Here is a 16,779-nt window from a genome sequence, read left to right on the forward strand (position 1 = left end):
AAAATTAGAAATTATAAACCACTTCTAATTTATAGCCTTTAAGTGATCTTTTAGCGCTTTCAAAATCTTCTGTAAAACCAAGAATATAGCCCCCACCACCTGAGCCACAAAGTTTCAAGTAGTATTTGTTGGTTTTAATACCATTCTTCCAAAGTTCATGAAACTCCTGAGGAATCATAGGTTTAAAATGATTTAAAACAACTTTTGATAATTGTTTGGTGTTTTTAAATAGTGATTTAATGTCTCCCTTTAAAAAATCATCAACGCAAGCATCTGTGTGCTTTGTAAACTGATTTTTAATCATATTACGAAACCCTTCCTGCTTCATCTTTTCCATGAAAATGCTAACCATTGGAGCAGTTTCTCCAATAATACCACTATCAATTAAAAACACAGCACCTTTACCATCTCTAGATTGGGAAGGAATTCCTGTAGCTTCAATATTATCTTTTGAATTAATTAAAATTGGAATACTTAAATAACTATTTAAAGGATCTAAACCAGAAGATTTACCATGAAAAAATGATTCCATTTCAGAAAAAATAGATTTAAGCTTTAAGAGCTTTTCTCTTGTTAAATTTTCTAAAACAGTTATTTTATCAAAGGCATATTTGTCATAAATAGCAGCTACCAAAGCACCACTACTACCTACTCCATAACCTTGAGGAATGGAAGAATCAAAATACATACCTTGATGAACATCGTTTTGAAGTAACTTAATATCAAATGATACTAATTCTGAATTAATACCGTCTAAATATGTTACAAATCGTTTTAAACTTTGGTTTGATTTTATAGCACTTTCTGAAGGATTATTACCTTTTTTTAAAGCACCATTATAAAAATTATAAGGTATAGATAAACCTTTAGAATCTTTAATGATTCCATATTCTCCGAAGAGTAAGATTTTAGAATAAAAAAGTGGTCCTTTCATTAAATTTTCTATTTGGCTTTATAAAGTTACAACTGTTTCGCTCCAAAACCAATTATGTCGCAAATATAATGCCCATTTTGACAATATGCAACTAATTCATTCTTAATGAATTCTAAAATTTTTAAAGCATCTTTTTTAGGATATAGCACATGAACATTGGCGCCCGCATCTAAGGTAAAACTAACAGGTAACCCTGTATTTTGTCTGAACATCCATATTTTATTAATAATCTCTAAGGTATTTGGTTTCATCAAAATGAAATAAGGCAAGCTTGTCATCATCATAGCGTGAAGCGTTAAAGCCTCACTTTCAATAATTTCAATAAACTCTTCGATATCTCCAGATTTAAATATAGCAATTAATTTAGATAAATTTTTATTCGCCTGAATAAAACGCTGTTCTGCAAATGGGTGATTATGCATCAAGTTATGCCCAACAGTACTACTTACTTGCTTTTCACCTTTATCAACTAACAAGATAGTGTCTTGATAGTTTTTAAAATTTTGATGCACCTCATATGGATATTTTGTTCCGTAAAGATCACTACTCCCTTCAATTTCGGTATGTTGACCCCAAACAATTAAATCCCCTTCAATACTTCTACATGCACTTCCTGACCCTAAACGCGCTAAAAACGATGCTTTTTTATTTAAATAATCCTCATAAGATTTAAAAAACCCTCCGTCTGAATTAGGAGTGACAGTATTACTTAATTGTTTTTCAATATTCATTAAACACATCGCTAAAGCGCTCATACCACTAGCAGACGATGCAATTCCTGAACTATGCGGAAATGTGTTTGACGTTTCAATTTTAAAATGATAATCTTTTAAAAAAGGTAAATAGACTTCAATACGCTTGAAAAAAGTTTCAATTTTTGGTTTGAAATCATCCTTTTTATCACCATCAAGAAATACATCAAATGAAAAATTATCCTGATTCTTTTTCTTAGAGAAACTAAGCGATGTTGTTGTTTTACAGTTGTCTAGTGTAAAACTAATAGAAGGGTTTTGAGGTATTTGATTGTCCTTTTTTCCCCAATATTTTACCAAAGCAATATTACTCGGCGAGGACCATGTAAATTGTCCTTTTTCGATAGATTCGGAATATGCTTTTGGAATAAAATCTTGTTCTGTCATAGCTACTAATCTGAGCACAAAGATAATAACTTTACCATAGTTTTATAATTTCTTGTGGTTGCGGTTACTTTTAATTTTCTTTCAAAAAAATTATTGTTACATTTTGCTTTTCCGTAACCCCTGGCACAATAAAAATAAACGCATTCATTGGTGATGTAAATTTCTTCATTATGATATTCAACAACTTTAAGGACTTCAACTAAATCTTTATCTGGTTTATTATGTAGTAATGTGAAATAGCTTTGCTCTGTTTTTTTATCTGAAAATGGACCTTTACTTATAATAGCTTCAAGTTGTTTACACGTCTTTACCAACACAGATACCTCAAAACCAAAATAAGAAAATAGCTTGTCCTTTATTAATCCCTCTAGTTGATTCTGATTCGTTTTTACGGTTTGAAACATCACATTCCCACTTTGAATATAGGTTTTTACATTTTGTAGACCAAGTTCTTGCATTGCCAAAGTTAATGCTGCCATGGGCACTTTTTTTTGCCCACTAACATTAATTCCTCTGAGTAATGCAATATAGGTTATCATTTTATTTTGAAATATGTTTCGCTACTATAAAGCCACTAGTCCACGCATTTTGAAAATTAAATCCCCCAGTTACGGCATCAATATTTAGGACTTCACCAGCAAAATAAAGGTTTTTAAACAGCTTACTTTGAAAGGTTTTAAAATTCACTTCTTTTAAATCAACACCGCCGGCCGTAACAAACTCTTCCTTAAAGGTACTCTTTCCGTCAACATAAAAAGTAGCTTTTGTTAATTGATTTACTAAGGCCTCCAATTGCATTTTATTCATATCTGCCCAGCGTGTTTCTATATTTATTTGAGAGGCTAAAACCAATTGTTGCCAAAGTCGTTTAGGCAAATCAAATTGCGATAATTTAAACACGGTTTTTTTTGCCAATTCCTGTTTTAAAATTTTCAAACTATCCAAACAATCCTCAAATGTTTTTCTAATAAAATTAATTTCTATTTGAAATTTATAATTGCGTTTGGCCAATTCCAAAGCACCAAAAGCTGATAATTTTAGGATAGCTGGTGCGCTCATTCCCCAATGCGTGATTAACAAAGGTCCTTCGGAATATAAATCGGAGTCCTCAACATGCACCTCAACATTGGAAGCCACAACACCTGGAATACTATTTATTCGCTCATCTTTAATATTGAATGTAAATAGTGATGGAACAGGCTGCGACATGGTATGTCCTAATTTTTCTAAAAGCTTCCAAATTTTAGTATTACTTCCTGTGGCGATGACTAATTTCTCAGTACTGACGTTGCCTTTTGATGTTTCAATCTCCCAAAATTCATTTTCATTGTTAAAAGATAATACGGAATGATTATAATATATTTCAACCTTATGTGTTTTAGCTTCTTGAAGAAAACAATCAATAATGGTTTGAGACGAATTCGAAACTGGAAACATGCGTCCGTCTTCTTCAATTTTTAGCTCTACTCCTCGTTTTTCAAACCATTCTATCGTATCGCCCGTCATAAATTGATGAAAAGGCCCTAACAATTCCTTTTCACCGCGCGGATAATTCAATACCAATTCCTGCGGAATAAATTCTGCATGTGTTACATTACAGCGTCCGCCACCAGAAACCTTCACTTTCCCTAAGCCTTCCGTTCCACGCTCTAAAATAGCAATGTTTAATGTTGGGTTTTGTTCGGCAATATTAATCGCTGCAAAAAAACCAGCCGCACCACCGCCCACGACAATAATATCTTTTTTCATGTGTTTATTTTATTGTTTCTCAATGGTCACATGTTGTTCGCTATTAATCATTTCTTCGAGCGATATGATTAATAGTATACTTGATTCATAGTCTATCAGGAACATCTGAGATGATACCATCTACACCAAAATCATTCATCCGGTTAATAGTTTCATCATCATTAACAGTCCATGTATTAACTTTAAACCCTTTAGATATGGCTCGCTTTACATTCTCTCTTGTTAGTAATGCAAAATTTGGATGAATAGCAACTGCTTTTATAGTTTCGGCAAATTCCAATGCATCAAAGACACTGGCTTTTGTTAGGACTGCTAAAGGAATCTTTTTATTGAGTTTACATATATCTTCTAGTTCATGGTGCTGGAAACTGGACACAATAAAATCGCCATATTTCCAACCTTTTTGGTTGATATATCTTTCAATAACTTCAACTGTTTTAGCTGCTGTATCCCTCCCTTTTAATTCTATATTTAACAAACAAGTCTTATTTATGACATCCAAAACCTCTTCTAAAGTTGGAATTTTATAATGACCATCAACCTGCAATTCTTTCAACTCAGAAAGTATTTTTTTAGCAACTTCTCCAGTTCCATTCGTCATTCTGTCTAAGGTAAAATCGTGAAATACCACTAATTCTCCTGAAGCGCATACGTGCACATCTATTTCAATCCCATCCACCCCTAAATCTAATGCTTTTTGAATAGATTCAATCGTATTTTCTGCCACATAAGCTTTGGCGCCTCTATGTCCAATTTTTAAACATCTTTCAACCATTATACTACATTTATCTTAAAATCCCTGTAAATTTAGCATTAAAAATTCTGTTTTATGGTTAAGCAATTTATCTTATTACTTTTTACATCTCTTATATCTTGTAATTCTGGAAATTTAAAAATCATTGCCGACTTACCTGAAATTCTTAAAGAAGCTTCCGGAAATGAAATAACCACAATATCTGACTTAATTTGGGTGATAAATGATAGTGGTAATTCACCAAAACTGTACGGTATAAATGAAAAAGGATTGATTTTAAAGGAATTGAAAATTAAGGCTAAAAATAATGACTGGGAAGATATAACTTCAGATAAAGAAGGTAATCTTTATATTGGTGATTTCGGAAATAATAATAACAAAAGAAAAAACTTAGCTGTTTTAAAAGTTACAAAAAATTCCATGAATACTTCAGATGAAATTGACGTTGAACGTATTTCGTTTAAATATCCAAACCAACAAAAATTTCCACCAAAAAAGGAGGGTATGTATTTTGATTGCGAAGCATTTTTCCATTATCGCGATAGCTTATTTCTATTTACAAAAAGTCATGTAAAAAACGATTTTGGAAAAACAAACCTATATAAAATACCTGCTAAACAGGGTAATTATGTGGCTGAATTCGTTTCTAGTTTTAATACGTGCTTTGAAATAGATTGTTGGATTACGGCGGCAGACATTAGTAACGATGGTAAAATTATAGCATTACTAACTCCAAAATCAGTATGGGTATTCTCTAATTTTAAGGATACTAATTTTTTTAATGGCTCTATAATAGAAATACCTTTAAATCATACTTCTCAAAAAGAAGGTCTTTGTTTTAAAAATAATACGACGCTGTATATTACAGATGAAAAAGCGTATGGTAGTGATGGCTTTTTGTATGAATTTAATCTAATTATCTAATTGTTAAGTGTTATCTCCCAGCTACCAGGTTCATTTATTACAACATCAAAAGTTACTTCAAAACTAGAAGTGCCTAGTTTAGTAGACGTATAATACAATAATCTACATGAAAAAGGAAATTCTACATTTTCATATCCTCTAATACTACCACCAACAACCTCAACACCATTGTTAACCAAAATATTTAGATTCCTAACAGAATTACGTGCACCATTCTTTAAAAAATTAATCATAACTTTATTACCAGAATCAACTTTTCTTACCGTATATCTATCTAAATTCGTTGTCTGTTTTACTTCATATGGAGGTAAATCTGGAGAAAATACATTTTTAATCCAAACACCCTCTCTAACCAATTTATATTTGCCATTTTTCAAGGTATACATAGCACCCTTACCATTCATCATCCCTTGTTTAAACTCACCTCGATACATAAACCTTTTATTCGAAAAGGTAAAATTACCCTTACCCTCAGCAAGCCCATTTTTACACTCACCTTTGTATTCTCCTGACATTTCTTCACTAATAACTTTACAATTATTCTGACTGAAGATATTTGTATTAAAAGAAAGAAATAGAAATGAAATGAAGAACGTAATTAAAATTTTCATTTGTAATGATATTTAAAAATTAAAGCCCATTTTGAGAGCGATACGTATTTCATCTAAATTTTAAAATACGAATAAGTTAAAGATAATCATTTCTGATAAACTTGCAAAAGTTCCGCCGCCAATATAAGTATTCCATTTTTTTGATGCAGCATAATATGACCAAACACGTCCGTAATCAAAACCATCATAGAAACCAATATCAAGTGGTAATAAACTTGTTTTCCCCTTTCGTAAATTGAAACGCAAGTCAGTACTTAGTACAAAGGCATTTTTGAAATGTAACAGAAGCCACCTTAATTTCGTTGCTTGCTAAAATAGGACTAAATGAATCTTGTAAAATGATTCGAATTTCATCCTTGTAGGTTTCAAGAAGGCTAGCATCAGAAAACCCTTCTCTTAGAACTGGGATATCAAATGCTATCTTTAATATGTGTTATGCTTTGCAAGCAGTAAATTTATCGCTATGATCAACCAGTTTCTCATATTCTTCAAATAATTTATAAAACTTATTAAAAAAAAAAAAAAAGGAATCTCCATATGTTGATAATTAGACGAATTACGATGCATTTTATTACAATAAAGTAAGTTTTATTACTTATTTATTCGACGCATAAGTCCCTCTTGAGCCACTGAAGCTATAAGTTTACCATCTCTTGAGAAAATGTTACCCCTTGCAAAGCCTCTAGCACCTGAGGCATTTGGGGATTCCATTGAATATAATAACCAATCATTAAAATCAAAGTCTCTAAAATACCACATTGAATGATCTAAACTAGCGGTTTGTGTATTTCCCCAATGGGCAACACTGGCATGCGGATTTAGTGCAGAAATAAGAATATTGTAATCTGAAACGTAAGTTAAAATCTGCTGCTTCGTCGCTAAATCTAAATTTTTTACATCTCCCTTTAATTTAAACCATACGTCATTAAAAGGAGGTAAATCCTTTCTATTCAATGGATTGACAATCACAGTTGGTTTAAACTCCACTGGGCGTTCAATTAAAAAAAATGCTTTTAAACTTTTTGGTAAATAGTCTTCATATTTATTCAAAATATCAGTCCAACTCAATAAATCTTCTGGCTGATTTAGATTAGACTTCATGTCAATTTGATGGTTGTAGCCTTCTTCTTTTTTATGGAAGGACGCCGAGAGAATAAAAATAATTTTATCGTTTTGCTGCGCTGTAACTCTTCTTACAGAAAAACTTCCACCATCTCTTACTAAACTCACATTAAATGCGATAGGTAAATTTAGTTGGCCTGTTTCTAAAAAGTAAGCGTGCATTGAATGCAAAATTCGTTGATTCGTAATAGTTCTAGATGCAGCATTTATGGCTTGAGCCAAAACCTGACCACCAAAAACATATTGACTACCAACAGTTTTACTAAAGCCAATAAACCTGGTCTCAGATTCTTTTTCTAATATTAAAAGGTCTAGTAGGTCTTTTACAGAAGTCATTTATATATGGAATTAAAAATTAATTTGTTTGTATAAATGTAATAAAAACCATGCTATTAAGATTGTTGTTTAATGAACGGATAAAACCTACACATATAAAAAGTGACTCTTAAAGAGGTGTTTTTCTATTTCATAAGGCTAATGGCGAATCCACCTCCTTCAGCCATTTTGATACTCAAGGTCGTATTTTTGGTTATTATCCTTTCTTCTATAGTAATATCTAAAGGATTATTATTCCAATGAGCGTTTTCTCCATCTTTATAAATTCTAGCCATATATTCCTGACCATCATCAAGAAAATCAAATGTAATCTCAACTGTTCTTGAGTTCTCATCAGTGATACCGCCAACAAACCAATTTCCTATTTCTCTTTCTTTTCTGGCAATAGTTACAAAATCACCTACTTCTCCGTTTAGAACTTTTGTAGTCTCCCAATCTACGCCAACATCTCTTATAAATTGCAATGGTTCTGGGTTGGCTTCATAATGCTCCACTAAATCGGCAGCCATTTGAACAGGACTATAAATCACTACATACAATGCCAATTGCTGTGCAATCGTTGTATTCACTTGATTATCTTTCTTGTATTCATCAAATTTTATATTAAAAATACCAGGTGTATAATCTATTGGACCTGCCAACATTCTGGTAAAAGCAACGATAGGTAGATGTTCTGGCGGGTTTCCGCCATCACTAGACCAAGCATTAAACTCTTGTCCCCGAAGACCCTCTCTAGAAATGGTATTCGGATAGGTTCGTCGTAAGCCTGTTGCTTTAATAGGTTCGTGCGCATTAATCGCGACTTGATATGTTGCTGCCTTTTCAATAGCATTATTAAATTGATTGACCATATATTGTCCGTGATGGTATTCGCCTTTTGGTAAAATTTTACCTACATAACCTGTTTTAACAGTATGCATACCGTATTTCTGCATTAAAGCATAGGCTGTATCTTGCTGTTTTTCGTAAGTTTCAGTTGCCGCTGATGTTTCGTGATGCATGATAATATCTACACCTTTTTCTTTTCCATATCGCACAACCTCATCAATATCGTAATCTGGATACGGCGTTACAAAATCAAAAACGCCTTCTCTGTCTTCAAAGCCAATCCAATGTTCCCAACCAGTATTCCAGCCTTCAACTAAAACACCTCCAATATTATTTTTAGCAGAAAAATCAATAAAATTCTTTACATTTTCGGTGGTTGCACCATGTCTGCCATGAGATTTTCCACTATCAGTCCAAGTATTCATATCTTGTGTCATACCATAATCCCAAGAGGATTTCCCCAAATGCATTTCCCACCAAACACCCGTATATTTCATAGGTTTAAACCAAGACACGTCCCCTAGTTTATTTGGTTCATTCAAGTTTACAATTAGTTTAGATTCTATCAATTCTGGAGCATTATTCGCAATCTGAATGGTTCTCCATGGTGTATGAAACGGAACCGTTTTCTTTACTTTATAATCGGTGTTTTCAGAACCAACAATATTACTTTCGAAATTTAATTTTTTTGTATCAACTTGCAGGGTCATCCCTGAATAATCGATTAAGGCAGCTTCGTGAAAACTTAAATGTGTCCCATCTGCACCAATCAAAGTTACAGGAGTATTAACGGCGTTTTCTGGAATGTAAGTTTGAGCTAAGTTTTTATGATTTGCAAACTGCAAGGCATTAATTTCAGAAAGTTTTGTGGTATTGTATAAGTGTTCATAAATATCCCAATCTCCAGGAATCCAAAAGGTTTTATAGTCTTCTGTAAGGTTGAATTCAGTATGTTCTTCCGTAATAAAAACGTCTCCTTTCAAATTATCTTGTTCAGGAAACTCATATCTAAATCCAACGCCATCATCATAGACTTTAAACACAATGTTTAAAAGACGTTCTGGATTTATTTTTTCTTGAAGTTCCACGTTTAGTTCGTTATAATTATTAACCACGTTTAGCTGTTCTCCCCAAGGCATTTGCCAAGTTTCATTAAAGGATTTTGTAAACGTATTTTTAATACTAAAATTCTTATTGAACGCAGGTAAGTCTTTAAATTCAAAACCTAAATATGAAGTGTCTATTATGGTTTTATTATTAAACTGAACTTGGTAAAAAGGTTTTCCTTCTTGACTCACATGAAAATTGACAACAATCTTAGAACTTGGTGAATACACCTCTAAAACAGCATTATTTTCGTCTGAACAAGAGTAAATCCCTAGAACAACTAGAAATATATATAGTTTCATTTTCATGATTATATTTTTTCAATTAATACGATATCAAAATCTGAGTCAATTTTTATTTTTCCATTCTCAACCTTAGCAGTTGTATCTGAATAGGCATCACGAAGCGTATCACCTTCTTCAAATATTTTAGTAACATCTATTAGTTTGGTTCCTTTTTGTAACTCTAATCCAATGACAACTATATCCTTAAAATCTCCTTTTTTATAATTTCTATAGAAATAATATGGTGATGCTTTAATCATTTGATGCACGCCAGCCCCTACGGCTGGATGTTTGGCTCTAAATTGCCCAAGTTTTTGCCAGTGGCTTAAAACGTCTTTAGTTCTTGATTGATTGGCTATAAAATCCCAATTCATAAATGAACGTAAGGTAGCATCCCCTTCAGTATCAGGAATAACTAAGGATCTTGCAGACTCATCACCATAATACATTTGAGCAGTACCTGGAGTAAGCATTAACATTGTTGCCGACTCATAAGGTTCTTCTCTGTTAGCATCGAAAGGTTCACCATCGTCGTGGGAACTTAAATAATTTAAAACGCCATAACCTTTTAAATCGTTATTTAAAAATTTAGAATATTTTTCAAACACCTCTTCCTTGCTTTTCTGAGCAACATCCCATTTTAATTCAAAATTGATAAGACTATTAAACGCATCGTCAAAATAATTCACTTTTTTATCCCCAAAATCAAAGGCTTTCCCTGCTGAAATTGTATAGTTATAGACTTCACCAACCAAGTAAAAATCGTTATCATCCATTACTTTATCTGGATTTGTTAGCTTCCATTCAGCAAAAGTATCATCGCAAACGTCTCTAAATTCTTGCCAAACAAACTCTTCGGTATGTTTTACGGTATCTACACGATACCCATCAATTCCATACTCAGAAATATAATCTGATAACCATTTCATAATATAAAAACGTGGTGCTCTAGGATATCCTGTTTTTTCAAAAAAAGCATCGAGTTCTTCAACCTCTTGCTCGTAACGGCCTTCTACTATCCATTTCTCCACCAATTGAGGTGGTAACTCGACTGATTCATTACTTTCAGTTTTAATGTCTGGTAAATTTTTTACTAAGGTACACGTAATGGTATTTTCGTAATTGCTATATTGACATTGAGGTTCTGTTCTCACCCAATCAGTTGGCCAAACTGGATCTTTTTCAGTTACCGGACCTGTATGATTAATCACAGCATCGAGTAACACACGAATACCTTTAGCATGAGCCGTTTCTACTAATTGTTTTAAATCTTCTTTTGTCCCATAGTTTGGATCAATAGCTGTCCAATCTTTTGCCCAATACCCGTGATAGCCATAAGTAACTCCTGTGCCTTCATCTGTTCCTCCATGAATTTGCTCAACTATTGGCGTCATCCAAATAGCATTGATTCCTAGTTTTGTAAAATACCCCTCTTTTATTTTTTGAGTAACACCTTTTATATCTCCGCCTTCAAAAGCGCGAAGTTTTCCTGTTTGTTGCGTTCTTTCATAATTGACATCGTTTGATAAATCTCCATTATTAAACCGATCGGTTAATAAAAAATAAACATTAGCACCCTCCCAAACAAAAGGAATTATTTTAGCTTCCTTATTCGTTAATCCTTGGAATTGGTTACAACTTGAAAAAAGTAGTACTGTAATTATAATAATTAAATACCTCATGACTTACTTAATTTTAAGAATGAATGACTCTAAAGGTTTTATATCAATACGTGTGGTAGCTTGCTGGTTTTTAATCTTTAAAGTTGAATGATATTCATCATATAACTGGTCTTGAACTTGATATTCACCATCTTTTAAATCCCAAGTTTTTATAATATCTTGAGGTATTTGTAACTCAAACCCATAGGCTTTTTCTAAACTAAAATTAGAAACAATAACAAGCTTTTCTTCTTCACTCCAACGCACAAATGATAAGACTTTATCATTATACCATTCGGTATGTTTTCTGTTGAATAGATGAATATCCTGATAATGTTTTGCCAATGCAGAACTATTTATGGTAAAATTGAGTAATCTCTTATAAAAATCACGCAATGCCAATTCTTCATTGGTTGATTGCCCGCCATCAAATTGTTTATTATTTACCCAGCGTTGCAAATGTGGCACGCCTATATAATCATAAATGGAGGTTCTTGAAGCTTTTCCAAATCCAGCATCTTCGGCGGCTGGTTCGCCAACTTCCTGACCAAAATAAATCATGGTTGGCGAGGTGCTTATTGTTGCCGAAACCACCATAGCAGGTTTTCCTTTTTCTGCATTTCCAGCAAATTCAGGACTTGCTATTCGTTGTTCATCATGGTTTTCAAGAAAATGAAGCATATGATGTTCAATATCTTTTAAATCTTCTTGTATGGGTGGAATATTATCTGTTTTTCCATGACCTTGCATAATATGCTTTATGGTATCATACAACTGAACTTTATCATACAAATAATCCATTTTTCCTTTTCGAATATAATCTCTGTAAAGACTTGGATTATAAACCTCAGCCATTAAAAAGGCCTCTTTATTAATCATTTTAATATTAGAATTCATGTAGCTCCAAAATTCGACAGGTACCATTTCGGCCATATCATACCGAAAACCATCTACACCAAAATTTAACCAATACAAGGCAATATCTTTAAATTTAAACCAGGAATCTGGAACCGTTTTATCTTGCCAAAACTCAAAATGCTTGACATAATTTTCATTTTCAAAACCTTCTGGAAGCAAATTAAAATCCCTTCTTCCTTCAGGTGAAATACCATAATTAATTTTAACAGTTTCGTACCAGTCGTTTAAATTTGGCCGAGAAACACGAGCGCCATTACCCGTCCATTTTGCAGGGCTCTCATCAAATAAACCATCACTTAACGGATTCTCTTCCCCTCCTAAAGGTTTATGCGTAATTAAACCTTCTGGAACTTGAAACGATTCTCCAGGATTATAGTAAAAGTTATTATTTACATTATAAACAACGGCTGTATCATCACTGGCTCCGAAATCTTCAACGCCTTTTGGTTTTGATAAACTATGGTAATTTCGTGCCACATGATTAGGTACAATATCTATGATTACTTTTAATCCGGCTTTGTGGGTTCTTTCGATAAGGGCTTTAAATTCTTCAAGTCTATTTTCTGGGTTTTCGGCTAAATCTGGATTTACATTATAATAATCCTTAACCGCATAAGGAGATCCAGCTCTCCCTTTTACAACATCCGGATCATCATCTGAAATACCAAACTTAGTATAATCTGTTATAACATCGTGATGTGGTACACCTGTATACCAAATATGGGTTACTCCTAAGCCTTTAATTTCACGTAATGCCTTATCTGTAAAATCATTAAACTTACCAACACCATTTTCTACAATAGTACCCCAAGGTTTGTTAGTTGTGTTAGTGTTTCCAAAAAGACGCGTAAACACTTGATATACCACTGTTTTTTGTTTTTTATCAACTGCTGTTTTTGTAAGTTCGATATCAGTTTTCATACTTTTATTACAGGCTAAACTTAGTACTAGAATCAATATTAAAAAATTTCTAAAGGTTTTAATCATCCTACTAGTTTTTTAATGTTACTTTTATTTCTAATTCGTTTTTAGAATTCCATAAAACTGGAATGACAAGGGTTCTATTAACTTCATTCCATCGAAATTCAGATTTTTTATTATCAATTTTTATTCGCTTTGGTTCCTCTTGGAAATTGTGAATTACAAGTTCGATGTGTTTACTTGTGGTTGAATAGTTTTCACCAATTTCTGATTCAAATTCAATCTCAATTTGTTTATTTTTAGATTCAAATTCAAATGCTAACATTTCAAACTGTTCCTTTTCAAATGCTCGTGGAGTTTTACCATCATCATTATAAATATAACGCTCGCTTTCAGTTATTGAAGCATCATGATAATAATGTAATTCGAGGTTGCTTCCATCGAACGCTTTTGTACTATGCATAGGCATTGCCATCAAAACAAATGCACCGGCCCTTACATACGTTGGTATTGAATTTTCTTTTGTTTGAATTGTTTTGATTTGGCCGCCATCAAACTTTTTATCAGTGTATAAATCAAACCATTTTGAACTCTTTGGGAAATAAACTTCCAAATTTTTTACATCAGCTTTTAAAATAGGTGCAACCAAAATATCACTTCCCCAGAGATAGGTTTCAGAATATGTTTGCAACATGGTATTGTCTGGTTCTCCAAAGAAAAGCGGTTGCATTAAAGGTTTCCCTGTTTGATTATTTTCAAAAACAAGGTTGTAATTATATGGCAACATTTTATAGCGAAGCATAATAGCCTCTTTTGCCAAAGCCTTCGCTTTTTCACTTCTAAAAACAGGTTCACTGGCAACTTCTTCTTGCGCATGCGGACGATAAATCGGCTGAAAAACACCGTATTGCAACCACCTAGCATAAAGTTCGTCATCGAGATTTGCACCCGCAAACCCACCTAAGTCACTGTGCATATACGCTAAGCCTTGCATGCCCATTTGAAGCGCTATTTCAGGTTGTGATTGCAACCCGCCCCAAGTTCTATTTACATCTCCAGACCATGGCACTAAACCATAGCGTTGTGAACCAGAATAGCCAGCGCGCATTAAAACAAATGGTCGCTTATCTGGGTTTGCTTCTAAACTCGATTCATAAACCAATCGTGCCCAATCATGACCATAAATGTTGTGAACCTCGTCGGCTGTTCCCGTGGCGTGAATTAATGCAGATGGATGCACTTCTGGTTCTCCTAAATCACCCCAAAACCCATTGACACCTAGTTCTGATAAGTCTTTATAAATATTTTTAAACCATTGTTCTCCTTTTGTACTGTAAATATCGATGAGACCTGTATTTCCAAAGAAAAAATTGTACTTAAAGGGGTTTCCAAGCGAATCTTTAGCAAGCACATTGTTTTCCACGGCTTCATTCCAACGATTAGACGTTGAAAGAATAAATGGTTCTGTAATTAATATTGTCTCGACATTTTTTGACTTTAAATCCTTTATCATTTGTTCAGGATTCGGAAAAGAATCTCTGTAAAACTCTAAATTTCCCATAGTGCCCATAACCTCTTTACCAAACCAATATAAATCTAAAATTACTGCATCTACAGGGATATTATCGTCTCTAAATTTTTCAATAGTTTCAACAACTTCTTTTTGTGAATGATACCCAAAACGACTTGAAAAATTACCTAAAGCCCAACGTGGCAACATAGGCTGCTTGCCTGTTAAATCGGTATAATTATCAATGATATCTAGCCAAGAATTCCCAACGATAATTTGATAGGTTTTACGGCCTGAAATAGTCTCATAACTAAGTGTATTATCTTTTTTACTGTCTAAATCTAAAAAACCAATAGGCGCATTATCAAAATGAAGTATATACTGGTTTGACGACATAACGATTGGTAAGGTAAAATTCATTAATTCTGAATGCGTTTCATACCCATAATGTGCTTTATTGTAAAGCTGTAAACGATATCCCCGTCTATTCATTCCCAAAGCCCTTGCGCCTGCTCCGTATAAAACCTCATCGTCTGTAAGATTAAATTCAATAGTTTCTAAACTATCATTTTTTATGTAGCCTGCTTTTTCTGAAATGATTTCTTTATCCTTGTATGAATACGAGATTTTGAAAGGCGATGTTGTTATTGTTACCGAAATTCCCGATGTTGAAAACGTGATATCTTCACCAACATAAGAATATGTTATTTTTTGATTATTTGGTTTTAAAACAACGGCATGAGATTTTGAATTGGATTCTTCACCCGCAGGAATAAATGCCGTTTCTATTATTTCGGGGGAATATGGTGTAAAAATATAATGTCCATCGTTAGTGAATACCTCAAACGTTCCTCCTTCCTGTTTATGCGAAATATATTCACGATTCGGATTTTGAGCAAAAGTCAAAATCGATAGCAAGCATATTACGATACTTAATTTCTGCTTCACCTGTTTATATTCATTGTTTTAGAGGTCAGATAGGATAACCAAATAATTATTATCGATTGGTTTAAAAATTTTGTTAATAGGTATTTCATATTATTTTCCCAATAAAAAAGTTAATGGAACCTCTAATCTTTGATTCCAAGAGTTTTCTGAATGATTGGCGCCTTCGAACTTTAAATTTGTTGTATATCCCTTTATTTCTAAAAGTTTTGAAACTTCACCTTGATACTTTAAATATTGCTCATCTAAAGTTTCTGTTCCGTAATCAAAATATAATTTATGACTGTTTGCATCTGGTAAATTCATTTTCATATACTCAAAAAAGGCCTTTGGAATTTGATTGTTTTCATTGCTGTAGGTTCCAATCCAATGCGTTGACAAACACGCCGCTGACCCAAAAATTTCTGGATATTCACAAATGGCATACATAGAAATCAGTCCACCTCTACTTGACCCCATAATGCTTGTATGTTCCATTACAGAAAGGGTTGAAAACTGAGAATCTATATAAGGTTTTAATTCCTGAACAATAAACTTTAAATAATTATCAGAATTAATAGTATTTATCCAATGTCCTTTAACACCAGTTGAATACAAGGAATCTTTGTCCTTTTTTAATAATTTCTCATAGACTTTTTCAGGAAAATAATTACTGTTTCTTAAAGCTGCTATATTCCAAATAGCGACTACAATAAACTGTTCTGTTTTTCCATCTGTCATTAATTTAGATGCAACCTCATCTACCTTCCATTCTTGTTTGTTCCAAGTTGTTTCAGCATCGAAAAGCATTTGGCCATCATGCATATACAAAACAGCATATTTCTTATCATAGGAATAGCCTTCTGGCAACCAAACATCTACATTTCTTGGTTGAATAAATTTAGAAGGAAATTTTTCAATACGCATTAATTGACCGCTTGATAAATTAATATCTAAAACGCTATTAATGTTTAAACTATCTCCATTTTGGGAACTTGCAGAAGTTATTACAACGAGTAAAAAAAATATAAAAAAGACAATCTTCTTCATAACATTT

Annotated in this window: 14 protein-coding genes; 1 reads left to right on the forward strand and 13 read right to left on the reverse strand. The window is 33.0% G+C overall.

All coding sequences use genetic code 11. The annotated features are described in order from the left end of the window. Positions 1-4: 4 nt before the first annotated feature. From AC15TD_RS05880 to AC15TD_RS05900, 5 genes are all read right to left on the reverse strand, one after another. The gene (locus AC15TD_RS05880; protein WP_484451205.1) at positions 5-934 is read right to left on the reverse strand and encodes a mevalonate kinase family protein; all 930 of its coding nucleotides are present in this window, start codon (positions 932-934) and stop codon (positions 5-7) included. Between the two features lie 26 nt (positions 935-960). After that, on the reverse strand, positions 961-2,073 hold the full coding sequence (locus AC15TD_RS05885; protein WP_484451206.1) for a diphosphomevalonate decarboxylase: 1,113 nt from the start codon (positions 2,071-2,073) through the stop codon (positions 961-963). Between the two features lie 5 nt (positions 2,074-2,078). Then, positions 2,079-2,612 (reverse strand): DUF1697 domain-containing protein, encoded by a 534-nt coding sequence (locus AC15TD_RS05890; RefSeq protein ID WP_484451207.1) that lies wholly within the window; start codon positions 2,610-2,612, stop codon positions 2,079-2,081. 1 nt (position 2,613) lies between these two features. Continuing rightward, positions 2,614-3,822 carry a BaiN/RdsA family NAD(P)/FAD-dependent oxidoreductase gene (locus AC15TD_RS05895; protein ID WP_484451208.1) on the reverse strand — a complete coding sequence of 403 codons (1,209 nt, stop codon included), beginning with the start codon at positions 3,820-3,822 and terminating at the stop codon, positions 2,614-2,616. Positions 3,823-3,907: 85 nt separating this feature from the next. Further along, complete coding sequence (locus AC15TD_RS05900; RefSeq protein WP_484451209.1) at positions 3,908-4,597, reverse strand: glycerophosphodiester phosphodiesterase; 690 nt, start codon at positions 4,595-4,597, stop codon at positions 3,908-3,910. Positions 4,598-4,651: 54 nt separating this feature from the next. On the opposite strand from AC15TD_RS05900, the gene AC15TD_RS05905 reads away from it, so the two are divergent. Then, complete coding sequence (locus tag AC15TD_RS05905; RefSeq protein ID WP_484451210.1) at positions 4,652-5,500, forward strand: hypothetical protein; 849 nt, start codon at positions 4,652-4,654, stop codon at positions 5,498-5,500. Here the strand turns inward: AC15TD_RS05905 and AC15TD_RS05910 are convergent. From AC15TD_RS05910 to AC15TD_RS05945, 8 genes are all read right to left on the reverse strand, one after another. Then, a complete protein-coding gene (locus AC15TD_RS05910) occupies positions 5,497-6,111 on the reverse strand; it encodes a hypothetical protein (RefSeq protein ID WP_484451211.1) in 615 nt (204 codons plus the stop codon). The genes AC15TD_RS05905 and AC15TD_RS05910 overlap by 4 nt on opposite strands. A 60-nt stretch (positions 6,112-6,171) precedes the next feature. Then, entirely contained in the window at positions 6,172-6,357 is a 186-nt protein-coding gene (locus AC15TD_RS05915; protein WP_484451212.1) for a hypothetical protein, read from the reverse strand. Between the two features lie 345 nt (positions 6,358-6,702). Then, positions 6,703-7,569: an acyl-CoA thioesterase gene (locus AC15TD_RS05920; RefSeq protein ID WP_484451213.1), complete on the reverse strand. Its 867-nt coding sequence runs from the start codon at positions 7,567-7,569 to the stop codon at positions 6,703-6,705. Positions 7,570-7,694: 125 nt separating this feature from the next. Further along, positions 7,695-9,812, reverse strand: coding sequence for a glycoside hydrolase family 97 protein (locus tag AC15TD_RS05925; protein ID WP_484451214.1), 2,118 nt, complete (start codon positions 9,810-9,812; stop codon positions 7,695-7,697). Positions 9,813-9,814: 2 nt separating this feature from the next. Beyond that, a complete protein-coding gene (locus AC15TD_RS05930; protein ID WP_484451215.1) occupies positions 9,815-11,470 on the reverse strand; it encodes an alpha-amylase family glycosyl hydrolase in 1,656 nt (551 codons plus the stop codon). Positions 11,471-11,473: 3 nt separating this feature from the next. Beyond that, the gene (locus AC15TD_RS05935) at positions 11,474-13,288 is read right to left on the reverse strand and encodes an alpha-amylase family glycosyl hydrolase (RefSeq protein WP_484451216.1); all 1,815 of its coding nucleotides are present in this window, start codon (positions 13,286-13,288) and stop codon (positions 11,474-11,476) included. A 70-nt stretch (positions 13,289-13,358) separates the two neighbouring features. Beyond that, positions 13,359-15,746 carry a TIM-barrel domain-containing protein gene (locus AC15TD_RS05940; RefSeq protein ID WP_484451217.1) on the reverse strand — a complete coding sequence of 796 codons (2,388 nt, stop codon included), beginning with the start codon at positions 15,744-15,746 and terminating at the stop codon, positions 13,359-13,361. Between the two features lie 90 nt (positions 15,747-15,836). Next, positions 15,837-16,772, reverse strand: coding sequence for an alpha/beta hydrolase (locus AC15TD_RS05945; protein ID WP_484451218.1), 936 nt, complete (start codon positions 16,770-16,772; stop codon positions 15,837-15,839). Between the last annotated feature and the right edge of the window lie 7 nt (positions 16,773-16,779).

It is taken from the genome of Yeosuana sp. (assembly GCF_057126245.1).